21 protein-coding genes are annotated in these 24,678 nt (G+C 33.3%); 16 read left to right on the forward strand and 5 right to left on the reverse strand.

Annotated features, from left to right (window positions below; translation table 11 throughout):
- Window positions 1-36 precede the first annotated feature (36 nt).
- The 12 genes from AA088_RS14345 to AA088_RS14395 all read left to right on the forward strand — a co-directional run bounded on the left by AA088_RS14345 (window position 37) and on the right by AA088_RS14395 (window position 10,597).
- A complete protein-coding gene (locus tag AA088_RS14345) occupies window positions 37-468 on the forward strand; it encodes a PaaI family thioesterase (protein WP_046745720.1) in 432 nt (143 codons plus the stop codon).
- A gap of 29 nt (window positions 469-497) precedes the next feature.
- Complete coding sequence (locus AA088_RS14350; RefSeq protein ID WP_046745721.1) at window positions 498-1,790, forward strand: ATP-binding protein; 1,293 nt, start codon at window positions 498-500, stop codon at window positions 1,788-1,790.
- Window positions 1,790-3,016 carry a tetratricopeptide repeat protein gene (locus tag AA088_RS14355; protein WP_046745722.1) on the forward strand — a complete coding sequence of 409 codons (1,227 nt, stop codon included), beginning with the start codon at window positions 1,790-1,792 and terminating at the stop codon, window positions 3,014-3,016. The genes AA088_RS14350 and AA088_RS14355 overlap by 1 nt, the downstream gene beginning before the upstream one ends.
- Window positions 3,017-3,183: 167 nt before the next feature.
- Window positions 3,184-4,161 (forward strand): porphobilinogen synthase, encoded by a 978-nt coding sequence (gene hemB / locus AA088_RS14360; protein ID WP_046745723.1) that lies wholly within the window; start codon window positions 3,184-3,186, stop codon window positions 4,159-4,161.
- Window positions 4,162-4,166: 5 nt separating this feature from the next.
- A complete protein-coding gene (locus AA088_RS14365) occupies window positions 4,167-4,673 on the forward strand; it encodes a DinB family protein (RefSeq protein ID WP_046745724.1) in 507 nt (168 codons plus the stop codon).
- Between the two features lie 101 nt (window positions 4,674-4,774).
- Entirely contained in the window at window positions 4,775-5,851 is a 1,077-nt protein-coding gene (locus tag AA088_RS14370; RefSeq protein ID WP_046745725.1) for a CNNM domain-containing protein, read from the forward strand.
- A 181-nt stretch (window positions 5,852-6,032) separates the two neighbouring features.
- Window positions 6,033-6,518, forward strand: coding sequence for a methylated-DNA--[protein]-cysteine S-methyltransferase (locus AA088_RS14375; protein ID WP_046745726.1), 486 nt, complete (start codon window positions 6,033-6,035; stop codon window positions 6,516-6,518).
- 89 nt (window positions 6,519-6,607) lie between these two features.
- The gene (locus AA088_RS14380; protein WP_162199693.1) at window positions 6,608-8,296 is read left to right on the forward strand and encodes an AraC family transcriptional regulator; all 1,689 of its coding nucleotides are present in this window, start codon (window positions 6,608-6,610) and stop codon (window positions 8,294-8,296) included.
- 250 nt (window positions 8,297-8,546) lie between these two features.
- Window positions 8,547-8,708: a hypothetical protein gene (locus AA088_RS18425; protein ID WP_157547244.1), complete on the forward strand. Its 162-nt coding sequence runs from the start codon at window positions 8,547-8,549 to the stop codon at window positions 8,706-8,708.
- Between the two features lie 342 nt (window positions 8,709-9,050).
- Window positions 9,051-9,221: a hypothetical protein gene (locus AA088_RS18430; RefSeq protein WP_157547246.1), complete on the forward strand. Its 171-nt coding sequence runs from the start codon at window positions 9,051-9,053 to the stop codon at window positions 9,219-9,221.
- Between the two features lie 88 nt (window positions 9,222-9,309).
- The gene (locus tag AA088_RS14390; RefSeq protein ID WP_046745729.1) at window positions 9,310-9,834 is read left to right on the forward strand and encodes a DUF4442 domain-containing protein; all 525 of its coding nucleotides are present in this window, start codon (window positions 9,310-9,312) and stop codon (window positions 9,832-9,834) included.
- A gap of 49 nt (window positions 9,835-9,883) precedes the next feature.
- A complete protein-coding gene (locus AA088_RS14395; RefSeq protein WP_046745730.1) occupies window positions 9,884-10,597 on the forward strand; it encodes a 3'-5' exonuclease in 714 nt (237 codons plus the stop codon).
- A gap of 48 nt (window positions 10,598-10,645) precedes the next feature.
- Here the strand turns inward: AA088_RS14395 and AA088_RS14400 are convergent, their stop codons facing one another.
- From AA088_RS14400 to AA088_RS14410, 3 genes are all read right to left on the reverse strand, one after another.
- Window positions 10,646-11,374: a glycosyltransferase family 2 protein gene (locus AA088_RS14400; RefSeq protein WP_046745731.1), complete on the reverse strand. Its 729-nt coding sequence runs from the start codon at window positions 11,372-11,374 to the stop codon at window positions 10,646-10,648.
- A complete protein-coding gene (locus AA088_RS14405) occupies window positions 11,358-13,190 on the reverse strand; it encodes a glycosyltransferase family 39 protein (protein ID WP_046745732.1) in 1,833 nt (610 codons plus the stop codon). The genes AA088_RS14400 and AA088_RS14405 overlap by 17 nt, the downstream gene beginning before the upstream one ends.
- Window positions 13,191-13,307: 117 nt before the next feature.
- Window positions 13,308-17,060 carry a S8 family serine peptidase gene (locus tag AA088_RS14410; RefSeq protein WP_046745733.1) on the reverse strand — a complete coding sequence of 1,251 codons (3,753 nt, stop codon included), beginning with the start codon at window positions 17,058-17,060 and terminating at the stop codon, window positions 13,308-13,310.
- Window positions 17,061-17,314: 254 nt separating this feature from the next.
- Here AA088_RS14410 and AA088_RS14415 point away from each other — a divergent pair, with 254 nt between their 5' ends.
- The 4 genes from AA088_RS14415 (at window position 17,315) to AA088_RS18435 (ending at window position 21,223) form a co-directional block, all read left to right on the forward strand.
- A complete protein-coding gene (locus tag AA088_RS14415; protein ID WP_046745734.1) occupies window positions 17,315-18,985 on the forward strand; it encodes an ABC transporter ATP-binding protein in 1,671 nt (556 codons plus the stop codon).
- 109 nt (window positions 18,986-19,094) lie between these two features.
- Window positions 19,095-19,286: a hypothetical protein gene (locus tag AA088_RS14420; protein WP_046745735.1), complete on the forward strand. Its 192-nt coding sequence runs from the start codon at window positions 19,095-19,097 to the stop codon at window positions 19,284-19,286.
- A 102-nt stretch (window positions 19,287-19,388) separates the two neighbouring features.
- On the forward strand, window positions 19,389-20,948 hold the full coding sequence (locus AA088_RS14425) for a class I SAM-dependent methyltransferase (protein ID WP_046745736.1): 1,560 nt from the start codon (window positions 19,389-19,391) through the stop codon (window positions 20,946-20,948).
- A gap of 101 nt (window positions 20,949-21,049) precedes the next feature.
- Complete coding sequence (locus AA088_RS18435; RefSeq protein WP_157547248.1) at window positions 21,050-21,223, forward strand: hypothetical protein; 174 nt, start codon at window positions 21,050-21,052, stop codon at window positions 21,221-21,223.
- Window positions 21,224-21,367: 144 nt separating this feature from the next.
- On the opposite strand, the gene AA088_RS14430 is transcribed toward AA088_RS18435, so the two are convergent.
- Both AA088_RS14430 and AA088_RS14435 read right to left on the reverse strand, forming a co-directional pair.
- On the reverse strand, window positions 21,368-23,062 hold the full coding sequence (locus AA088_RS14430) for a S8 family serine peptidase (RefSeq protein ID WP_046745737.1): 1,695 nt from the start codon (window positions 23,060-23,062) through the stop codon (window positions 21,368-21,370).
- A gap of 76 nt (window positions 23,063-23,138) precedes the next feature.
- Window positions 23,139-24,678, reverse strand: a 1,540-nt coding sequence (locus AA088_RS14435) for a S8 family serine peptidase (RefSeq protein ID WP_046745738.1), incomplete at its 5' end; no start/stop codon positions are given.

Consider the following 24,678-nt stretch of genomic DNA (forward strand, 5'->3'; position numbering starts at 1 on the left):
AGAAAAACTGTTCCAAAAAATCATTAATTTTAATTTATGGAACACTACCGAAAATTAGAGCGTATGTACTTGGCATCCAATGTAAATACGCAACTCTATGAAACCACCAAAATCACTATTAAAGAAGAAACTGCAACCATAAGTATTGTTGTTGATTCCAAATATTTTCATGCGTTAGGAGCCATTCATGGTTCAGTGTATTTCAAACTGTTGGACGATGCGGCTTTTTTTGCTGTCAATTCAATCGTAAAAGACGCCTTTGTCTTAACAACTTCCTTCAACATTAATATTACACGTCCTGTAAGTCACGGAAAAATAACTGCATATGGAAAGATTAAATTCAAATCTCGTAATTTATTTGTGGCAGAAAGCACATTGGTAGATGAAAAAGAACGTGAAATTGCGTTTGGAACAGGTAATTTTACCAAAAGTCGTGTATCTCTTAGCGAAGAAATCGGTTATCGATAAAAGTTTATATCTTTAAAAAAATCGAACACATGTTAGAAAGTTTATTAGAAGCCTTACAATTTTCCCCTAATAATATTCCACTCAAACTTCAAATTGCCAAACTATATATGCAGCAAGGAAGTTATGCAGAAGCGGAGCAACAACTCATTGAAATTATAGATTTAGACGGAACATATATTGAGGCAAAATACGAGTTAGCAACCTGTTTTTACAAACAACAAAAAAGTACCGCCGCAGAAGTTTTATTGGAAGAAATCATAAAAATTCGTCCAGAACTAAAATATCTTGAATTATTGTGTTACTGTCAAATTAGTCAAGAAAATTACAGTGATGCACAGGAAACTTATAAAGAATTACTAGAGCAATATGACGATTATGAAAATGAAGATTTTGATAATGCACTAAAAGTAAACACAACTCGCGAACCAGATTTTATAGACGAAGATGGCTTGTCATTCCTTAAAAAGCCAACAATCAATTTTGCTAGTATTGGCGGCATGGACGACATTAAAAAGGAGATTGACCTAAAAATCATCAAACCACTCGAACATAAAGATTTGTACAAGGCTTACGGCAAAAAAATTGGCGGTGGTATTTTATTATATGGACCTCCTGGATGCGGAAAAACACACATTGCACGTGCTACTGCTGGCGAAATCAATGCAAATTTTATCAGTGTCGGAATCAACGATATTTTAGACATGTGGATTGGTAGCTCAGAAAAGAATCTTCATGAAATCTTTGAGACAGCTCGAGAAAACACACCTTGTGTTATTTTTATTGATGAAATAGATGCGCTTGGTGCCAATAGAAATGACATCAACAAAACGTCTGGAAGGTCTGTAATCAACCAATTTTTAGCTGAATTAGACGGAATTGATGCTGATAATGACGGAATTTTAATCCTAGGAGCTACCAATGCACCATGGCATTTAGATCCTGCTTTTCGTCGTCCTGGACGATTTGATCGAATTATTTTTGTATCACCTCCAGATGTAACAGCAAAAGCTGCTATTTTCCAAATTCATCTAAAAGATAAACCAACAGAAACCATTGATTATATGGCATTGGCTAAAGCTGCCAAAGAGTTTTCTGGAGCCGATATCCAAGCTGCTATTGATATGGCAATTGAATCAAAACTAGAAGATTCTTTCAAAGACGGTATTCCTAAACCTTTACGTACAAAAGATATTTTAAAAGTGATAAAAAAAATAAAGCCAAGTACCAAAGAATGGTTTATATCTTCTAAAAATTATGCGTTATATGCCAATGATAGTGGATTATACGATGATATTTTAGCATACTTAAAAATCAAAAAATAATGGAGTCAACAAATCATCAACGAGGAATACAATTATTTGAGCTAGGACGATTTCAAGAAGCCATTACTTACTTGCAAAAAGCTGTTGCTGAAAGCCCTTACACTTATACCAGTAAATACTATTTGTCACTCTGCTTCTTTAATATTGGCAATTACAAAAAATCTTCAGAAATTGTTGATGCATTGTTACAAGAAACACCAAATGAAGCCAATCTTTTCTTTTTAAAAGCTCAAATTGCTTCACGATTAGACAATGTAAAAGAGGCACTATCTCTAATTAACAAAAGTATCGAAATGTATCCTTACGAGGCAGATTATTTTGGCTTTAAAGGTGCTTTATTAATGGATTTAAAAAAGTTTGAAGATGCTTTATATTTTGTCAATGAAGGACTTCAACTAGATCCCAAAAATGCTACATGTTTAAATATTCGTGCACGTTTGCTAACCAAATTGAATCGAAAAGAAGAAGCGGCAGAAACCGTTGAACATATTTTATATGACAATGCCGAAGACGATTATGCACATGCTAATGTAGGTTGGGTTGCCTTAGAAAATGGAGATACACAAAAGGCATTACAACATTTCAAACAAGCTTTACAACTTAATCCAAATATGGCTTATGCTCGTGAAGGAATGGCTACTGCAATCAAATCTAAAAATTTCTTTTACAAGTGGTATCTCAAATATGCTTTTTGGATAAGCAAGCAATCTTCTAGAAATCAATGGGTTTTTATAATTGGATTGTATATAGCTTATCGAATTGGAATTTCTGTATTACGAGCTTCAGAATTAAAATTTTTAGTTATTCCATTAGTTATCGTGTATTTAGTATTTGTTCTAGGTGGATGGATTATGGAGTCGCTCTCCAACACCATCTTATTAGCAGATTCCTATGGTAAATATTTGCTCACAGATGATGAAAAATACAGCGGATATACCTTTGGCGGATTAGTTCTTGGAGGTGTACTAGGTGTAATCATATTTTTTATAAGTAACAATCCGTTGTTTATGCTATTAGGATTTACTTGTTTTTGTACTTTACTTCCTCTACCTGGCTCCTTCTTACAAAATTCTAAAAAAGCTAAAACGATAGGGCTTATGTATGGTATTGCAATGCTATGTGTAGGATTTTTGGGAATGTTCTTTACCAACGATGTGTTTCTTGTAGGCGGAATTGTTTTAGGAATGATGGTTATTTATACATGGGTTTTTAATTTTATTTCATAATCTTTTAGCTTGATATAAGTTTGATTATAAATACTGTTGATTACATTTATTCGTTCTTAAAATCAAGCATATTACAATAAAGCTATATCAAACCTATCTTATATATTAATCATATAGCTTTCGCCTGAATATTTGCTATCTTTGTACAACTTTTCAAAAACAACAATATGTTCCCACTTCGACGCAACAGACGTTTACGTACCAATGCAGCTATACGCGGCTTGGTAAGAGAAAATACGATAAGTGCCAATGATTTTTTAGTCCCTCTTTTTGTGGTAGAAGGTAAAGGCATAAAAGAAGAGATTCCATCCATGCCCAATTACTATCGACACAGTTTAGATACTTTAGTCAATGAGTTAAAATTATTGTGGAGTCTAGGTTTGCGTTCAGTTTTACTTTTTGTAAAAGTGCCAGACAATTTGAAAGATAACAAAGGGACGGAAGCACTCAATCCAAACGGTTTAATGCAACGCGCTATTAAAACCATTAAAAATACTTGTCCAGAAATGATTGTGATGACGGATGTTGCTCTTGATCCGTATTCTTCATTTGGGCATGATGGAATTGTAAGTGAAGGAAAAATTATCAATGATGATACCGTAGAAGTATTGGCAGAGATGAGTGTATCTCATGCTGAAGCTGGTGCCGACTTTGTCGCTCCAAGTGACATGATGGATGGACGAATTGTAAGTATTCGTGAAGCACTAGAAGATGAAAACTTCACTGATGTGGGCATTATGAGCTATAGTGCCAAATATGCATCCGCATTTTATGGTCCATTCCGCGATGCATTAGATTCTGCACCTGGTTTTGGTGATAAAAAAACCTATCAAATGGATCCTGCAAATCGCTACGAGGCTATGCGCGAAACAGAAATGGATATTGACGAAGGTGCAGATATAGTAATGGTTAAACCTGGCATGGCTTATTTAGATATTGTTCGCGAAGTCAAAAATGAATTTGATGTCCCTGTAGCAGTATATCAAGTAAGTGGTGAATATGCAATGATTAAAGCAGCTGCAGAAAAAGGTTGGTTAGATCACGATCAAGTAATGCTAGAATCAATCATGGCGTTTAAGCGTGCTGGTGCTGATATAATTGCTAGTTACTTTGCTAAAGATGTGATTCAGTTACTGTCTAAATAAAATTTATGAAAAAATACGTTTTAGTACTTACACTACTTGTTTCCTTATTGGCAAATGCCCAAGACACACCAATTACTGCTTTTTTAGAAAAATGGGAAAACTCTAAAAATTATTTGGTTGAAATGGCAGAATTGATGCCAGAAGATGCGTACGATTATAAACCTACAGAACGTCAAAAAACGTTTCGAGAGCAACTCATACACATCAAACAAAATATGGATTGGTTAAGTACCACATACTTTTCTGTCGAAAAAAAGAAAACAAAGGAAGGAACACTAACCACCAAAGCTGATATTATAGCTGCACTAAAAGCTTCTTTTACGCAAACATCAACAATGGTAAAAACTGCGAAGGAAAGTGATTTAAAAGAAATTGTAGAATTCTTTGCCGGACCGAAAACGAAACTGCAAATTTTAAATTTACTGCAAGACCACGTTACGCATCACAGAGGGCAATTGATTGTATATTTAAACTTAAATAACATTGAACCACCTAGATACAGAGGTTGGTAATACAACCAGCGAAAAGACAAAACTTTTAAGATTCCAACAACTTATCTCAAAAATTGAGCAAAATATTAACTAAATTCGCTGAATACAATTTTTAAACACTCATGACATTACTAATATTTTACGGGGTTATTTCTATTTTCTTCTCGTTTCTATGTTCCATTTTGGAAGCTGTATTACTAAGTGTAACACCAACATTTGTAAATATTAAGAAAAAAGAAGGAAAACCTTATGCTACAGATTTGCAAGAATTGAAAAGAGATGTAGACAAACCACTAATTGCTATTCTTACATTAAACACTATTGCACACACTGTAGGAGCTATCTTGGTGGGTGCAGAAGCAAAAAAACTATTTAGTGACGAAGGATATGGTGTATTCATTGTATCTTCAATAATGACTATCTTAATTTTAGTTGCCTCTGAAATTATACCAAAAACGATTGGAGCTATGTACTGGAGACAATTGGCAAACTTCACTACAAAGACACTTAAAATAATGGTTGTATTACTAAAATATACCGGAATCTTGTGGACACTTCAACTGTTTACAAAAATTATAGGTAGTAAAGGTCATGGCGAAAGTATTTTGAGTCGTGAAGATTTTAGTGCAATGACACAAATTGCTACAGATAAAGGTGTTTTTCAAGAGTCTGAAAGTAAAGTAATCCGAAACTTATTAGGTTTTAAAGATATATTGGTAAAAGATGTAATGACTCCGCGATCTGTATTAAAAATAGATTCGGCCAACAAGCCTATCCAGCAGTTTTATGAAGAAAATCCAGATTTAAAATTTTCTCGTATTCCAATTCATGGAGAAAATCCTGATGACATATCTGGTTATATTTTAAAAGACAAAATGATGGAAGCGATTATTCACGGAAAAGGTGAAGAGCCATTATCATCTATCAAACGAGAATTGTTAGTTACTGACCGAAATTTGCCCATCCCTGAGTTATTCGAAAAACTTATTGAAGAACGTGAACACATTGCTTTGGTGGTGGATGAATACGGATCGGTAAGTGGCCTAGTGAGTCAAGAAGATGTTATTGAAACTTTATTAGGTTTGGAAATTATGGATGAAAGTGACAACGTTGCTGATTTACAACAATTGGCACGTAAAAGTTGGGAAAACAGAGCTAAAAAATTAGGGCTGATTGAAAAAAATAACCCAGAAGAATAAATTCTCTGGGCCATTTTTACATTGGTAAATTTTTACTCAAATCACCAACTACTAACAACTTTCTTTTTGTGCATGACACCATCGGTTAACAATAATTATTCATGCATAACAAATCTAAAAAAAAAATGCATTTCATCTGTAATTATAATCTTTTTATCGATGAAATATACCATTTTGCCCGATGAATCTACATACAATCCATACTAAAACACCTTTAGGCGTTGCCAGAATTATCTCTAGCAGTAGCGCTATTTGTGAAATTTCGGTACTAGATGACGATTCGGTTATTAAAAATTCGGAAGAAATTCCGCAAGTCCTCCATGATTGCGTGTTACAATTACAGGAATATTTTGAAGGAAAGCGTATTCAGTTTGAACTTCCTTTGGCACCTCAAGGAACCGATTTTCAGCAAAAAGTTTGGAAAGAATTGCTAAAAATTCATTTCGGAAAAACCTGTTCCTATTTAGAACTTTCCAAAAAATTGGGCGATGTAAAAGCAATCAGAGCTGTAGCGGCTGCCAATGGAAAAAATCCGTTGTGGATTGTTGTTCCGTGTCATCGCGTTATTGGAAGTGATGGTTCGCTCACAGGATATGCAGGTGGATTGTGGCGAAAAAAATGGTTACTTGATCATGAAAATCCTGTAAAGCAACAATCTCTTTTTTAAAAGTTGAAATGATAGCATCTCATAAAAAAATTCATTTTCTCCTATTGAAAATATTTTTGTGCTTTTTCATTACTGCAAATGCTCAAAACTTGCAAAACCATTCGAATTTCAGCAAGTTTTCCACATCTGATCTTAAAGATAGTATTGTTCATACTATTGAGAAAAATGCTTTAGCGACACAACCTTTTGCCAATGAATACCTAAAAAGAGCTGAAAAATCAAAAAACATATATACTGTATATGAAGCGTATCAATTTCTAGGAAGAATTAATTACCATCTTAAAAATTACACAAAAGCAAATGCATACTATGATCAAGCAATAAGCGCACTCAAAACACAATATCATGTATATCCGAAAGAGGTTGTTTTTTTATTAAAGCAAAAAGGACAAAGCTTTTTAGATACACAACAAATTGATTCGTCGTACTACTGCTATTCAAAAGCATTAGATACATTAAAAAAATATCGTTTAAATGATTTACTAGTTTCTATTCGGTCAAATATTGCTATGATAAAATCTGAGATTTCAGATTATAGAGAAGCTTTACACCTACATCAACAAAATTTAAAATTTCTAAAAAGGACCAATCCTGAAAACTATTCTTCCTATAACAAATATGATGTAGCGTATATAGCAACTTTGTTAAACATTGCCACTGCGCATAGAAGATTAAAAAACCTTGATAGCGCCAATATCTATAATGTTGAAGCTTTAAAGCGCAATCAACAAATATTAGATCACGAAAAATTAGCTCCTCAAATTAAAAGTATTCAGCATAAGTTAAAAGGTCATTTGTTAACCAACCAAGGAATTATTTCTTTTCTCAGCAAAAAATTTGATGAATCTTTATTGCATTTTAAAGCTGCTAAAAATATACAAGACTCACTTAAAATTCATAGCTTTTCTTTAGAGTGTGATCTTTATAAAGGCAAAAACTACTTAATGAAGCAAGAGTATGATACCGCCATTTATTTTGGAAAAAAAGCCATCAAAGGATTTGAAAAAAAATACCAATTTTCTTCCACTAGAAATTTACTAGATGCATACCTGCTTTTAAGCAATTGTTATAAGAAAAAAGAAGACTATAAAAATGCTAATTTTTACTATGAAAAATACCGACAACGGTATGAACAAGTGTTAGATCCGCAAAAAATACATGTGCTAAATAGTATAGAGAATGAGTATAAATCTAGTTTTTTAAAAAAGAGCAATAAAGTACTCGAAAAGAAATCTTTCTTCTTATTGTTAATTGCCATTTTATTGCTGACTACCCTGCTTTTAGGGTATTTTTTGTATAAAAGAAAAGCCTATAAAAACAAAAAAGCTTTTGAGACACTGATGCTTAAAATAAAGCAATTAGAAAGTCGTAAAAAAGAAAACAAAGTTAGTACTAACAAACATTCATCATTACAAATAGATGAGAAAACAGTTCATATCATTTTAGAAAAATTGTCTCGTCTAGAAGATAATTATTTCTTTTTAGATAATTCGTATGATTTGAGTGCAACAGCTCAAAAGGTAGGAACTAATACAACATATCTATCTGCTGTCATAAATCACTATAAAGGCAAAAACTTTAAAGAATATATGAATGAATTAAAAATTAATCATGCCTTACTAACTTTAAAAGAAAACGCTACCTACAGAAAATATGCAATTAGTGCATTGGCTATAGAATTCGGATACAATAGTACGTTAACTTTTACTAGAGCCTTCAAAAAATACTCTGGTCTTAATCCTTCAGAGTACATTCAAAACTTGAATAAAAGCATTTAAGATAAACCTGCGTTATACAATATAACAGAGTTTTCTACATAAAATAACTGCTCTCTTTGCTAAAAAACACTTCTTATAAGCATGTAAAAGCTGCTTCTTAAAAAACTATGAGCGTTCTTTTCAACTAAACCGTATTACTCTATTTTGGTATAGCAATACCTACATCATTTTATAAAATGATAGACCTCTTATTTGGAAAAAGTAAACAAGCATCATTAATTTATATTCATTATTAACATTAATATGAAACATGATGAAAAACATTGAAAACACTAAGCTCACATTAAAAAAGCTATCATTAAACAAAAACGTAATTATACAATTTGATTCTATCAAAGGAGGTTCAGAATTTAATACTCTTCTTCCTAGTCATCAAAGTTTAAATCAAGAAACTTGCCCTCAAGATTTGTAGCTTTTCATTTTATAAAATGATAGTAGCAGCCCTTTTTTCATGCCCTTTTTTAGTTTCAATACGAGTAAGTTTGAACCATGTTTAACGCATTAAAACAATTCTCAAATGAAAAAAAAGAGTTTTAAAAATTTAGAATTACAGAAGACCATTGTTTCCAGCTTTAAAGAAACTGCTGTAGGTGGAAAAAATAATACAGATATTCTATGTATTTCTGTTGATATTCTTTGTAAAAGTCGGGATATCAATTGTCCATCTAAAGATATTCTATGTGAAACAAAACATGTTCCCTGTGTCACAGACTTTTGTTATTAATCAAATTATTCATCTTTAAATTTTAAAATCATGAAAAAAGGAACAACAAAGAAAATCAATTTAAGAAAGTTAACGATTGCAAAAGTTGATGCTAAAAAAATCCAACACATTCAAGGAGGATTAGTATCAATTGTAAACACGTGGTGTGCAAGTGACCATACAAGGTGTGGAACACAATGTCATATGCAAAATGAGAATTAAGATTTTTAACTTCTTATTATTTTTAAACCACCTCTTATTTCGAGGTGGTTTTTTTATCTTTATTTTTTGCAATCGTAAGTTATCAAGAATGTATAGACAGTTACAAAAAATACTAGTAAAGTTTTTGCCTATTTCTACCATTTATAAGTACGGCTTTAACTTATCGCCCATGTATCGCCGCACTACTGCTCGTGTTGTTCACATTAGCGACGACCTTAAAAAAGTGACTATTAAAGTGCCTATAAGCTATAAAAATAAGAATTATGTAGGTGCCATTTTTGGCGGAAGTATGTTTGCTGCAACAGACCCTATTTACATGACACAATTAATGCAAATTTTGGGAAACGACTATGTGGTTTGGGATAAAGCTGCAACAATTAACTACAAACGACCTGCCAAAGAAAATTTATTTTGTGATTTTACTTTTCATGAAGAAGAAATTGAATCAATTCGAGAGCAAATTGTAGAAAATCATGAAATGACCATTGAAAAAACGACTTTTTTGAAAAACCATGATGGACAGAATTTTGCGGAAGTAATTAAAACGCTGTATATTGCTGATAAGAACTTTTATAAAGAAAAACTTAAAAAGCGATTAAAAAGCACATCTTAATTAGTACACTGCCTATTTTTCACTCACAAACGTACTAAAACAAAGATTTATGCTACAAAAATTGAATTTAACACATGTATTGTTTCTAGATATTGAAACAGTTCCTGAATATCCTCACTTTGACAATTTAGATGACGAAGAGAAACTTTTGTGGGAACAAAAAACAACCTATCAGCGTAAAGATGAATTTTCTCCAGAAGAATTTTATGATCGAGCAGGCATTTGGGCAGAATTTGGTAAAATTATCTGCATATCTGTAGGCTATTTTGCAAATAAAGGAGATATTCGTCAATTTCGAACAACTTCTTTTCACGGAGAAGAAGAAAAATTACTTCGTGAATTCAAGTCTTTACTCGAATCACATTTTGACAGACCTCATCATGTCTTATGCGCTCATAATGGAAAGGAATTTGACTTCCCTTATATAGCTCGCCGTATGATTATTCATCGTATTTCTTTACCTCACAAACTGAATTTATTTGGCAAAAAACCTTGGGAGATTCCTCATCTTGACACAATGGAGCTATGGAAATTTGGCGATTATAAACATTATACTTCATTACGTCTCATGACTAAAATTTTAGGAATTCCATCGCCTAAAGATGATATTGATGGTAGTCAGGTACGTACTGTTTATTATGAAGAACAAGACATAGATCGAATTATTTCTTATTGTGAAAAAGACGTGATTGCAATAGCACAAATTCTTCTTCGCTTACGAAATGATGCCTTGCTGGAGGAAAACGAAATTTTACATGTTTAAAACTACGTTTTATCAAATTCCAACATAATTTTCCATCATTTTTTAAGTTTAATTCATTCGGAATAATCCGTACTTAAGAATGCAATAAATAGCTCTAACAGCATCTTTCCAACCTATTTTTTTACCTTCATGATAATCTCGTCCGTAATAAGAAATTGAAACTTCTTTCAACCGAACGCCATGTATACGAGAAAGTTTTGCGGTAACTTCAGGTTCAAATCCGAAACGTTGTTCTGTAAGCGTTATCGATTGTATAATTTCTATTGTAAACAGCTTATAACACGTTTCCATATCAGTGAGCTTAAACCCAGTAACCATATTAGATAAGATAGTCAACGATTTATTACCTATATACTGCCAAAAGAAAAGCTTTTTACGTGACTTTCCGTCAAAAAAACGAGAACCATATACTACGTTTGCTTCATTTTGCAAAATAGGTTCTAAAAGCACATTATATTCATTAGGATCATATTCTAAATCAGCATCTTGAACAATCAAAAAATCACCTGTGGCATGACTAATCCCTGTTTGAATTGATGCACCTTTTCCTTTATTTTTTATATGTTCATAAAAATGGATGGTTACAAACGAGTTTTCTTTTATAAAATGATGTATCAACTGTTGGGAGTCATCCGTAGAGCAATCGTCAACAATGATTAATTCTTTTTGAATATTATTAAGTAACTGAACGGCAATTATTTTTTCTAAAATCATCAAAACCGTTGCCGATTCATTATAAACAGGAATGATTATGGAAAGTTTAGTTGGTTTTATCATTCCCTTGAACTTTTTGGTTGTTCGCATACATGCTTACTTCAATTACTTGTCCATTAGCATCTTTTTTAATGACTTCTCCTTCTAATTTTCCTTGTTTCCAAGTTCCAGAAAGTGATTCTCCATTCTGAAAATACACGGTTCCTTTTCCATGACGTACATCATCCTTCCAATAGCCTTCATACTTTTGCCCATCTTCCCAAACATATATGCCATAGCCGTTTCGCATATCATCTTTCCAGCTACCCGAATAACCAAATTCAGGTGTAAACTTCATTAAATATGTATTAGGATTGGAAAGTTCTTTTATAACTTTAAACTTATTAGGATATCGATCAATTGCAGGAACCAAATATCGAGCCGTAGAAGAATAGCCTAATTGTTCTACAACTACATACGTTACATTTTTGGCTTTCAGATGCTCTAGTAATGCCTCTTTATTGGTTGTTTTAGGATAATTTGTTACGTATTTTTTTGAGAATAAATAGAATAAGCCTTCTTTCCGTACACAAGTAACTGTTTCACTAGGAGCTTGATCACGAACCCAAGTTGCAAGCTCAAAATAATTTTTATAATTAGCTGCATACGTTTCTATAGCTTGGGTATGTAATTTTTGTATCGAAGTAACTCCGTATAGAAAAATCCAAACGCTTACAAGTAGAGATACTAAAATAGGCAATACTATTTTCTGTTTTTTAGGGATTATTTGAACTGTTATCCACTTTAAAAAAGTAATCGTTCCTACTACAAATAAAAAAAGCAAACACGGAATAAGTGGCAATATAAATCGTACACCATACCAAACACTTGGCCACAGCAACAATAAGGAAACAAATGTTACTATGTATACTGCAATGAAAGCTCTAAATTTAGGAAGTTTTAAAATCCCAATTGTAATTCCAGTTATTAATATAAATCCTATGAGCCATGCTGTAAAAGAAGTGTCACTTCCGGTGTATATACTATCTACATTCGTAGCCATGCTCGAAGGAATTTCTTTGGTGATATACCGTTCAAAATTTATAAAAACTCTTTCGAGTAAATCTGTAAAACCCATTGTACCAAGTTCAGGTTTATATGGGTTTTTTAATACTAACTGATTTAGATACGAATTTCCCATAGTGTTTTGACTTCGCCACCACCAAGGAAAGTAGAGAATTATACAACTACCTATAAAAGTCAATGCATATTTCCACTGTTTTTGTACTACTAGAAAAAAAGCGATACTAGCAATGAGCGCTAACCCTGTAGAGCGAATATAAAATGTGAACATGACACATAGGGTTAGTGCTATAAATACTGTATTGGTATATATTTTTTTTGAAAAATCAACCGTAAAGAATAGCCACAGAGATACTAATGAAAAAAATAAAAAAGGCATTTCACTCATCATAATCGTTGTGTATCCTACTAAATGATAATTCATCAGTACTAACAAACAACTTACAAAAGCTATGTGATTATTTGCGGTGAGTTTTATTATTATAAAAAAGAGCAACAATACTGCTCCAATAAAGAAAATTCCATTGGCTATTTTGATTGTAACTATATCATCACCCAAAATACGTGATATACCAGCTATCAGTAAAGGATAACCTGGCGGATAATGATAATGAGCCTCTTTTTCCTGATGATGAATATTAGTATAACCTGCTCCATCAGCGAGTGCGTTACCTAAAATATAATAGCTTGCATTGTCCCCAACCAAACTTACTTTTGAATCAAAAATAAACGTATACACACATCCAAACGTTAGCACCAAGATGATGATATATAGAATCTTGATTGGTTTTTGCTCAGTTGAAGAAGAATGTATCATATACTAATAATAATTCGCCGTTCGAATATAAGAATATTATTATTAGAAATTATTTGCATATAAAAAAGCTCAAGCAATATTGCTTGAGCTTTTAAGCACTCTAAAATTTATCAATTATTATTGCTTGATGAATCTCTTAGTTACTGTTTGTGATTCAGCATTTATTTGAATCATATACACACCACTTCGCAATGAAGAAACATCAACAGTTCTAGCAGTTAAGTTTCCTTTTGCTACTTGTTGTCCCATCATATTAGTGATTGTATAACTTGCATTTTCTTGAGAAGTTGTAACATTTAATACGCCTCCTTTTACAGGGTTTGGATAAATTTGAACTTCAAAAGCTGATTGTGTATCAATAGCTGTAGTTGCATATCTTATGTCATCAGTCGTTGCATTTGTCGTTGCTGTTAAGCAGAAGTTTGTTGTATCTGATGATGTAAATGATCCTCCAGAAGCTAACGTTGCTCCTGTATCATTATTTGTTAAGGTAAATGAACCATTTCCATACGTACAACAGATTCCGTCACCATAAGTATCTGTAATAGTGAAATCATAACATCCATCATCCAAACATCCAACTGCAATATTCAAAGTAGAGCCATCTGCTTGAGAGCCATAAGTTCCACCAGAAGCTACTACTTGTCCACCACTATTCGTAATTTGCCATGCAGTTTCTTCTGGGTAATTATCAAAAGTGATTGATAAAGACACATTTGAACATGATGGTCCACTTCCTCCACTTGTGGTAAGGCTTACATCATCAATTGCGATATCTGCTTGCCAAGTAGAGCCTGTAACTCTGTTGAAACGAAGTTGAACAGTTCCTCCTACATATGCAGATAAGTCAACACTTGCAGATAACCATGAGTTTCCTTTGTTTCCAGATTCACTCCATAATGAAGTCCAAGTTGCTCCATCATCATCGCTTGCTTCTAAAGCAATTGTTCCCATATCAGCTGCTCCATACATGTGATATTTGAACGCAAAAGTTGCTTGTGTTTCTCCACTAAGATCAAAACATGGCGAATTTAAAATTGCTTGCTTATTTGGATATCCTGTACCACTTCCCGAAGCTTCAACATACACATAGTAAGTTCCTTGTGAAGCACTTGAAGGTCCAGTACTACCAGAAGGTGTTCCTGAAGCATCTATAGTCCAATCAATATCATCTGCCGAAGATTGTGACCATGCTCCTAACGTATTTTCAAATCCTTCACTATAAGGGAAAGAAGATATTCCACTTGTACAACCGCCTGTAGCTGGTGCCGTAACAATAACTGTTCTAGACACTTGAGTTGCAGCGTTTCCTGCAGCATCACTTACATTATAGTTAAGCGTATAAGTTCCTTCTACAGAAGTATTTACAGAGCCTGTTACAACAATATTAGATGTAAGATCTCCATCAATATTATCGGTCGCTGTAGCTCCTGGATCTGTAAATGAATCTCCTACTGTTAAATTGATTGTTGCAGCTCCATTTAATGTAATAACTGGAGCAACCGTATCAACAACACCTGCAGTGATATTTACAGTATAATCTTCTACTTCTCCATAAGAGAATGATTCACATGCTGTTGGCACACCATTATATTTCATAGAAACACGCATACGAGTAGCTCCATTAGTTGCAGAAGAAGGCACTGTAAACGATCCACTTACAGGTGTTGTTTGTGTAGCTGCCTGTGTCCAAACTTGCTCTCCAGCATCACTAAAATCACCATCTTGGTTATAATCGATCCAAACACTATATCCTTCGCTATATGTGGTTCCTGTCCAAGTTGGTGTAATTGTAATGGTATGCGATTGATTTTTTGTTAATGAAGTAGATTCTGAAGTATGATCTCCATAACCTCCTGATGAAGCTCCTGAGCTGTGATCTAACGTTCCTAATTGTACTCTGCCAATATACTCATCAGCAACACTATTTCCATTAGAAGCACAATAATTTAATTGGAACTCAGTAGTTGTAAAGTTAACAGAAGTACTATATGATGAATTTCCACTAGTACATTTACTGCGCACCTGCACTTCATACTGTGTAGTAGCAGACAATCCACTTAAAGTAGTAGAAGTTCCTGTAACTGCATTGGTAATCCAAGAAGTAGTTCCTACCTGACGATATCTTACATCATAAGTAGCACCAGGAACTGCTGTCCAAGAAACCGTTGCTTCTGAGTCAGTTACTCCAGATGTAGATACTCCTGTTGGCGTAGTAGCATTACATACTACAGGTGTTCCTGATAATCCAGTAACAATTAAAGAAAAGTTTTGGCTTCCTCCTACTAAAGAACCCTTGTGTGTTACCGTAATAGTATACGTTCCTGAAGCTCCTGAAATATCAACTCTTTCGTAAGGATCTACAGTATTGTCTCCTACTCCATTTGTCGTTACACCAGTTAACCTCCACGGACTATACGTAGTTCCTCCTTGAGTTACTCTAATATCTAGGTCATTTACTAATACTGCTGTAGATGAGTTTGTCGCTGTAGTTGCTGTTCCTGGTCGATCTGTCCAAGAAATAGATGCTAACAATGGACTTACACCATCAGAATCAACTGTAACTGTATATGATTGACCAGAAGTTAAGGTTAGCTCTTCAATTTTAGATTCGTTTCCGTTATTAGTAATTGTTTCTGCGGCACGCTTTGCATTTAATAATCCCCAACCAAAAATAGCATCAGGTCCATTAGACCCAGCATCATCTGCGGTATGTAATGCCAACCCTTTTAAAGTTGCAGCACGCATATACGAACCATTCGTATTATTAGCATGTTGTTGTAACAATAATAAAGAACCCGCAACATTAGGCGATGCCATTGATGTTCCTGTGATTGAATTATACGCTGTATCACTCGTTTCATATGTAGAATATACAGAAGTTCCATTTCCTGTAATATCAGGCTTGATACGATAATCATCTGTTGGTCCTTCACTACTAGAACTATTAATAGATACCGAAACTAGGTTTCCACTTCCATCAATATTAGCATCTTGCGCATTAGCAACAACTAAGTTATTTTTTGCTGTTGAATGCCCTGTTAATTTATCATAAGAGCTATTTCCATCTAAAGGACTTCCATTATAGCTATTTTGGTTTCCGTCGTTACCTGCAGCAACTACCATCAAATAGTTTGGCGCATTAAAAAGAATTTCGTCCCAATCTCTTGATTCGTCAATATAAGCTCCAAAATAATAATCAGGAACAAGATCTCCTCTAAAACCATAAGAGTGATTTGAGATTAACATTCCGCTAGACGCTTCAGCAGTAGCTTCAGCTTTATCACTGTTCCAGTCATAACCTACTGCGCTTGCATGTGGTGCCATTCCTTTTGCATTGGCAACTACTCCAGATGCCATAATAGTCCCTGTTACGTGAGCCGAATGGTAATTTAATGATCCGGAGTCACCCGCAGAAAATCGATTGGTTCCTCCTGGTCCATCATATTCTTGGTGAGATGCTCTAGCAATTCCCCCATCCCATACATGGGCAGTCATGTTTTGTCCCATAAGGTTCAATCCTAATCCGCCACCTGCATTTAAGTAGTTCGTTCTTGTAGAACGCGCAGCATCAACATTGAAAGTCGTGTAGTAAATAGGTTGACCATCTGCCGTTACTTTTTGTAATTCAATAAGAGTTCCGTCTGGTAAGGTTTTTTTTATGTCCCAACCATTTTGCTGTGCAAGTCGAATCGCATTTTGCTTTTCTTGAGCTTGTACAGCTGTAAATTTGTTTTGTAATGTTCCTAGCTGTTGTACATCATACTGACTTACAATTTTTTGCTTTTCAGCGTCAGTTTGTCCAAATGTACTTTGCGCAAAAAACATTCCGAAGGCGAGTAGCCCCATAGAAAAGTACTTGTTTTTCATGTGCTAATTTGGTGTTAGTTAATTAATTTTTTAATGAAAAAGAACTGTATAAATAATATGTAGTTTAGGTGAATTATACATATCATTATTTGTTTATTATTGATTAATTTTCATTAATTCGTCGCAAAAGTGTTAATTTTTTATTAATATTTTAAATGTTTTGCAAATTTTTCGATGAATTACACTTTTTTATACTAATTTTTTAATCACCAACTTATTCAATGTAATTCATTTCAAAAGCGTAATTTTGAATCATGAGTAAATTACTAGAGATTAAAAATTTACGTGTTTCTTTTAAAGGAAATGAAGTCATCCATGGAGTTTCATATACATTACAACAAAATGAAATTCTAGGAATTGTTGGCGAGTCGGGAAGTGGAAAATCTGTATCTTCTCTTGCCGTATTGGGTTTATTGCCTAAAAAAAATGTAAAAATCTCAGGCGAAATACTATATGAAGGAAAAAATCTAGCCTCTCTTTCTAATAAAGCTTTTCAGCACTTGCGTGGAAATGAAATATCGATGATTTTCCAAGAACCAATGAGCTCACTCAATCCTTCAATGACGTGTGGAAAACAGGTAGAAGAAGTTCTTTTACAACATAAAATATGTTCAAAAAAAGAAGTCAAAACAACTGTTTTATCCTTATTCGAAAAAGTAAAACTCCCTAGAGTTTCGCAAATGTACCGTTCGTATCCTCATCAATTGAGTGGTGGGCAAAAACAACGCATAATGATTGCGATGGCTATTGCCTGCAAACCCAAACTCCTTATTGCAGATGAACCTACAACAGCCTTGGATGTAACTGTTCAAAAAGAAATCATCCATTTATTAAAACACTTGCAGCAAGAAACTCAAATGGGTATTATTTTTATATCGCATGATTTATCACTTGTAAGTGAAATAGCTGATAAAATAGTCGTTATGTATCAAGGAAATATTGTAGAAAAAGGAAACACAACTACAATTTTTCATACACCACAACATACGTATACCAAAGCACTATTGCAATCTAAACCTTCTTTAGAAGTTCGGTTGAAAAAACTACCTACAATTCAAGATGCTTTAAACGGAACTATTTCTACTGAGGTTGTTTCTGCAGATGAGCGTGCAAAACGCCATGCCAAACTATATGAAAAACCTCCTTTACTCGAAGTGCGAAATGTATCAAAGTCATTTTACAGCAAAGCAGGTATTTTTGGAAAATCTACAGAAGTGAAAGCTGTAAACAATGTGAGTTTTTCTTTATATGAAGGAGAAACTTTAGGGCTAGTTGGTGAATCTGGCTGTGGAAAATCTACTTTAGGAAATACTATTTTACAACTTCACAAAGCTTCTGAAGGGCAAATTTTATATAAAGGTGTTGATATTACCAAATTAGCAACAGATCAGATTAGAAATTTACGCAAAGAAATCCAGATTATCTTTCAAGATCCGTTTGCCTCACTTAATCCACGTATTCCTATTGGTGCTGCAATTTTAGAACCTATGAAAGTACATGGATTATATGCAACCAATTCTGAGCGGAAAGAAAAAGTATTAGAATTATTGGAACGCGTTGGTTTGGATGCTTCACATTATGGAAAATATCCACACGAGTTTTCAGGAGGCCAACGGCAACGAGTTGGTATTGCACGAACCATTGCACTTCAACCTAAGCTTATTATTTGTGACGAATCGGTTTCTGCATTAGATATATCTGTGCAAGCGCAAGTGTTAAATTTACTAAATGAGCTTAAAGATAATTTTGGTTTTACCTACATTTTTATTTCACACGATTTAGCGGTGGTGAAGTATATTTCAGATCAATTGTTGGTCATGAATGCTGGACAAATGGAAGAACTAGGAGAAGCTGATGCTATATATGCGCATCCTAAATCATCTTACACTCAAAAATTAATTGATGCGATTCCGAAGGGAATCTAATTTTACCTTTTTCTATTATAGCAATTCAAAACTGCTTTTCGGAAATTCAATCTTCTATATCACTCTTGCATTACTTAACTTGAGGATATAAATAGTAAAACGTTATATCATGAAAAAACAAACATTGAAAAATTTATCGTTACATAAAAAAACAATTTCTAGTTTAAAGATGTTACAAAACATAAACGGAGGGGAAGATTCTTTTTGGCCAGAAACCGTAAAGTTTTGTCCTATTCCTCCAAAACCCGAACCTCTGCCTCCCACTAAATTCCCAGGAGACGTATGTGATGTGAATGGTTAGTACATAATTTAGTATACAACCTTTTTTAAAAGAACTGAAGAAACAAATTCTTCAGTTCTTTTTCTTTTCTGCTGTATTTGAAAATTCCTTATATTTAGTAATATGAGCTTGACCAGAGAACAAAAGCGCGCCTTTCGATCCTTATTATTTAAACATCAAGATGGAATTGCTATTACGGCTTCAATTTCTGTACTGGAAAAATATGGCGTTTTTGATTATTTGGCGCGTGCAACGTCTACTACTCTAGGAAAGATTATTGAAAATTTTCCACCGTTTCACGCAGGATATTTAAATATTTCTCTTCGTAGTTTAGCATCACAAGGCATTTTAAAGTATACCGTCACAAATGATGAAGTACGTATTGAAATCACTCCTAAGTTTCAAGATTTTCAGCAACACATAGTGCATTATATACATTTTAATCGTCTTTTTGACTACTATTACAACTTGTTACAAGCGTCTTTTCAGTTTCCATTACCCAAAATAGATACTTTAATTGAGTATGCAGAATACTGGTTTACAACCAAAGAGAAATTGAAAAATGACTTGTATTTTCAACAAGAAGTTTCTTCTCATTTGGAAGGCGTTTTAGTAGCGCCTTTGTTGGTGTATTTGGGATATCATGCTGATTTAAAAAATGTAACGTCTACAACTTTTTTGGAAGATATATCACTTCAAAAAGTGTTACAATTATTGGAACTTCATGATGGTAATAATTTTACGGCAAAAGGAGTGTTTTTAATTACTAAGAGCTATGCGTATGGCGTAACTACCTCATATATACCCATTATGCGTCATACTGAAACCTATTTGACAGGTGATTTTTTACCCTTTTTCCAACAGGATTCTTTAGGAAATGAACAACACGTATTTCGCGGTATTAATGTGTGGGGAAGCGGCGGCTCACATGCTACATATTTCAATAAGTTTGATGCTGTTTTAATTGATATTTTTAATAAGCCTCTCGCAAAACAACCCAAAGGAATTATTGATGTTGGCTGTGGGAATGGTGCGTTATTGGAGCATATTTTTGATTTGATATGGAATCATACCACGCGAAGAAATGATTTAGAAACGAATCAATTGATTTTGATTGGAGCCGATTATAACAAAGAAGCTCTACTGAGTACCAAACGGAATTTGGAAAAGGCCAATGTGTGGGCAGAAGTTGTATGGGGCGACATTGGAAATCCTGCTGAGATTGACAAAAAACTGCAAAAGTTATACAATGTCAAACTGGAAGACCTTCTTAACGTTCGCTCATTTTTAGATCATAATCGTCCCTTTAACAAACCAAAAGAAGTATACAAAGGAAAATTGCTCTCTTCTGGCGCTTTTGCACATCGAGGAAAACAATTACATACTATTGATGTTGCACAAAGTTTAATAGAGCATTTTCAAAAATGGAAGCCTTACATTCAAAAACATGGTTTGCTTTTTATTGAGCTGCATACCGTTGCTCCAGAAATTGTAGCTGCCAACTTAGGAAAAACACCATGTACGGCTTATGATGTTACGCATGGTTTTTCTGATCAATACATTGTAGAGTTGGCTATTTTCTTAGAAGCCATTCATCTTGCCGGTATTACTATTGATTCTACACACTCGTATCACTTTCCTAGCGATGAAATTCCGACCATTAGTATTCATTTAATTCGATAACAATTAATAGTACATTTTTAATAAACTTTGTTGAGACTCTTTGGGTATCTAAAATAGTTTTATTTACTTAGTAGAATCATTAACATTTTAAATTTTTTATTATGAAAAAAAAGAGTCTTAAAACACTAAATCTTAACAAAAAATCTGTTTCTAATTTTTCTTCTAAAGATATCTCTGGTGGAAAAATGGCTTCCGATTGCACTTCACAACTTACATGTTTTCAAACAACTTGTTTAACGGACTTTTTAACCATAACTTTTACAACTCCTTCTTAGGAATTTTTATAGAAAATAAAAAGAGAGCCAAGGCTCTCTTTTTTTATAATTGAAAGGAATCTTTTTTCGTATTCTTATATAACTATCTTCTCATATGCTTTTGTATATCTTGACACCCTGTTTAAGGTAAAAAATATTTACTATCTAGTTCGTTCTTTTCTTTCGCTTCTTTTTCTTTGAAACCTCTTCCGCCATCAGCAAGGCGTTGTAAGCATTAACTATTTTGCCTGATTTGGACATCAATTGAAAAGGAATTCTTTCTTCTGGTTGTTTTTCTCCATAAGGATAAGGTTTTATTACGTTTACATCAAAAGAAATTCCTGATTTTAAAATAATCTCTTTAACTTCAATTGAAGACAAATTTGGATAATATGATCGAATTAAAGCCGCAATACCTGTTACAATCGCAGATGCAAAGGAAGTACCTGAAGAATTATGCCACCCGTCGCGAGTTAAACAATGAATTTTATGTCCAGGCGCAAAAACATCAACATTCTTTACACTGTAATTTGAAGACAACCACACTAATGTAGAGTCAGCCTTGTACGAGCTTGCCCCAACTTTTATAAAATTATCTACATATTCGCCCTTGTCATCGTAATCATCTGGAAAATCAAACTCTGTATCTAAATTATAACTTTTATTACCCGCAGAAGAAACAACAAGTACATCTTTACTTTGTGCATATAACAAAGCTTCTTTTATCCATTCTGGATGTGTTGAGAATTCTTTTCCAATACTCATGTTAATGATTTTTGCTCCATTATCTACTGCGTAACGAATGGCTAGTGTGATATCCTTATCGTGTTCATTACCAAAAGGAGCCACGCCTAGAAACATTACCTTTACAGTGTTTGTAACTCCATCTATTCCTAAATTATTATTACGAGTAGCTGCCAAGATTGACACTACCTTTGTACCATGATTACCTTTTTTAGTTCCTTGTATATTATTATTTCCATAATCTCTATCACTAAGATTATCTATATTGTCTCTTTGATTTTTTCTGTCGTTATAATTAAAATTTAATATTGTAGCTAGTTTTTTTTTCTCCTCTTTTATTCCATTATTTGTCCATTCTACATCTATACCATTCTTCAAATAATATTTCATGTAGCTTACCCTTACTTTCAATACTGAGTCACTAATCTCTGTAGCTAACGAATCTAACTGTGATATCGTGTAATTTTTAGTAGGGAAATATTTTTTCAATAAAGAATCTGCTTCTATAAACTTATACTTTATACGTCTATAAGTTTCAATATCATTCATCACATATTCTTTTTCTTTTTCATATGTTCTAATAGCTCGTTTATACTCTTTAAATCGTTTCTTTAAATTCTTAGGTATACTTTCTAATGTTTTATTTATAAATTCTTTTTCATCTCTTTCTATAACTCTAATAAATTCATATTTAGAGTATTGAATATCCCCTCCTATCATTGTTTGTAAAAAATTCCAACCGTGCATATCGTCTATATAACCGTTGTTGTCATCGTCTAATCCATTATTAGGAACTTCATCCGTATTTGTCCATATCTGATTTTTTAAATCAGGGTGATCAATATCAAGTTCAGTATCAATTACGGCTATGACAATAGTATCACACTTTTTATCTTTTAGAAGCTTTTTATATGTTTTATCTAAACTTATTCCTGGTATAGTATCATTAAAAATATTCTTGAAATGCCAGTGTTGTATTTCATTTTTAGTAAGTGGTTGTTTTTTTGCATGCGTAATGGTAATTGACTCAGAATAGTTATTTCCTATTTGTACTGTTACACAGGCAGAAATAAGACAACAAATCGAAAACCATACTATATGTTGAATAGATTTCAAGTCTAAATTTTTATACTAAGATAAGTTTCTCTTTAAGTTAATAAAAAGCTCTTTCGCTTTTTCTATTACTTAATAATTAGTTAGTTCTTTTCTTCCGCTTCTTTTTCTTTGAAACCTCTTCCGCAAGCAACAAAGCGTTGTAGGCATTGACTATTTTGCCGGATTTGGATAGCGAACTAAAGGGAACAAGTTCTTTTTCATTACTAGCAGAGGGTTTCTTAACCATAATGTCGAAAGAAACACCCGATTCCATAATAATTTGTTTCACTTCTGCGGCGGTTAGGTTGGGATAGTAAGAAAAAATCAAAGCTGCAATACCTGACGTTATAGAAGCAGACATTGAAGTGCCCCTTTCGTACGTATATATATTGAAAGGGAGCAGTGTTGCTATCTTTTCTCCTGGAGCAAATATGTCAACATCTTTTTTTCCGTAATTTGAAAAATTACAGACTAAGCTATCATTAACACTGAACGATGATGATCCGATCAATAAAAAATTTCTTGAAACTTCTTGACCATTATTAACGTTATCGTTCGGATAATAGTCATTCACAACATCCAAATCCATACTATTGTTACCTGCAGATGAAACTATCAAAACATCGTGTTCATCCGCATATTTTAAGGCATCAAAAACCCATTCTTTGTGTAAAGACAATCTTTTACCAAAACTCAAATTAATTACTTTTGCTCCATTGTCTACTGCATAGCGAATAGCTAAGGCGATATCTTTGTCATGTTCATCTCCGTAACCCGAAATACTTATAGGCATAATTCGATTAGATGAAGATATACCTCTGATTGTGTCATTTTTAGAATCATAATTTATCATAGGCGCAACAACATTGGTTCCGTGTGTCAGAATATCCAAGCTATGACTTACATTATTGTTACCGTAGAATCTATCAGATAAATCATTTGGATTATCCCTTTTCTTCTCCCTCTCATCATATTCAGTATTCAACAACACTTTTATATGATTTGAGTAAATGATGTAACTTATGTCTATGACTTCTTCAGATGTAAATTGACTAAATGTATTGTAGTTAAAAATAGCATCCTGTAAAGGTTTGTCTTCTGAATGCATATTCTTTAAACTATCTAATTTGCTTTTGGAAAAGTCATTTTTTAAGTATGGAGACAATTGATCTTTTGCTTTGTAGTAAGCTTTATAAATCATTGTATAATATTGTTCAGCTTGCTTTGATTTTGCTAACCTATCTGAATAATATTCTTTTGCCTTCTGATACGATTCGTATGTATCTTTTTCATTTTCCTCTATCTCTTCCGAACTTTTGTTTTTAAACAAAGAATCAAATTTTCTTATGATTCTTGTATATTCCATGTGCATGAAAGAAATATTCTCACCCTGTGAATTTCCTTGAAAATTCCATCCATGAATATCGTCTACATATCCATTAGCATCATCATCAATATTGTTATTTGGAATTTCTCCTTTATTTACCCAAATATAATCTTTCACATATTCATGGTCTTTATCGATTGGAGAATCTATTATAGCTATAACTGTATGAGTAGCTTTTCTATTATTTAATAATTCTCTCTGAGCTTTTTCAAGACTAATACCAGGAATAGAATCTTCAAAAATGTCTTTG

Source organism: Kordia zhangzhouensis (assembly GCF_001005305.1).
Lineage (GTDB): Bacteria > Bacteroidota > Bacteroidia > Flavobacteriales > Flavobacteriaceae > Kordia > Kordia zhangzhouensis.

Excerpts from the sequence above, each read along its gene's own strand:
- AA088_RS14345 (WP_046745720.1), top strand. The coding sequence starts at position 37 with ATGGAACACTACCGAAAATTAGAGCGTATGTACTTGGCATCCAATGTA.
- AA088_RS14350 (WP_046745721.1), top strand. The coding sequence starts at position 498 with ATGTTAGAAAGTTTATTAGAAGCCTTACAATTTTCCCCTAATAATATT.
- AA088_RS14355 (WP_046745722.1), top strand. The coding sequence starts at position 1,790 with ATGGAGTCAACAAATCATCAACGAGGAATACAATTATTTGAGCTAGGA.
- hemB (WP_046745723.1), top strand. The coding sequence starts at position 3,184 with ATGTTCCCACTTCGACGCAACAGACGTTTACGTACCAATGCAGCTATA.
- AA088_RS14365 (WP_046745724.1), top strand. The coding sequence starts at position 4,167 with ATGAAAAAATACGTTTTAGTACTTACACTACTTGTTTCCTTATTGGCA.
- AA088_RS14370 (WP_046745725.1), top strand. The coding sequence starts at position 4,775 with ATGACATTACTAATATTTTACGGGGTTATTTCTATTTTCTTCTCGTTT.
- AA088_RS14375 (WP_046745726.1), top strand. The coding sequence starts at position 6,033 with ATGAATCTACATACAATCCATACTAAAACACCTTTAGGCGTTGCCAGA.
- AA088_RS18425 (WP_157547244.1), top strand. The coding sequence starts at position 8,547 with ATGATGAAAAACATTGAAAACACTAAGCTCACATTAAAAAAGCTATCA.
- AA088_RS18430 (WP_157547246.1), top strand. The coding sequence starts at position 9,051 with ATGAAAAAAGGAACAACAAAGAAAATCAATTTAAGAAAGTTAACGATT.
- AA088_RS14390 (WP_046745729.1), top strand. The coding sequence starts at position 9,310 with ATGTATAGACAGTTACAAAAAATACTAGTAAAGTTTTTGCCTATTTCT.
- AA088_RS14395 (WP_046745730.1), top strand. The coding sequence starts at position 9,884 with ATGCTACAAAAATTGAATTTAACACATGTATTGTTTCTAGATATTGAA.
- AA088_RS14400 (WP_046745731.1), bottom strand. The coding sequence starts at position 11,374 with ATGATAAAACCAACTAAACTTTCCATAATCATTCCTGTTTATAATGAA.
- AA088_RS14405 (WP_046745732.1), bottom strand. The coding sequence starts at position 13,190 with ATGATACATTCTTCTTCAACTGAGCAAAAACCAATCAAGATTCTATAT.
- AA088_RS14410 (WP_046745733.1), bottom strand. The coding sequence starts at position 17,060 with ATGAAAAACAAGTACTTTTCTATGGGGCTACTCGCCTTCGGAATGTTT.
- AA088_RS14415 (WP_046745734.1), top strand. The coding sequence starts at position 17,315 with ATGAGTAAATTACTAGAGATTAAAAATTTACGTGTTTCTTTTAAAGGA.
- AA088_RS14420 (WP_046745735.1), top strand. The coding sequence starts at position 19,095 with ATGAAAAAACAAACATTGAAAAATTTATCGTTACATAAAAAAACAATT.
- AA088_RS14425 (WP_046745736.1), top strand. The coding sequence starts at position 19,389 with ATGAGCTTGACCAGAGAACAAAAGCGCGCCTTTCGATCCTTATTATTT.
- AA088_RS18435 (WP_157547248.1), top strand. The coding sequence starts at position 21,050 with ATGAAAAAAAAGAGTCTTAAAACACTAAATCTTAACAAAAAATCTGTT.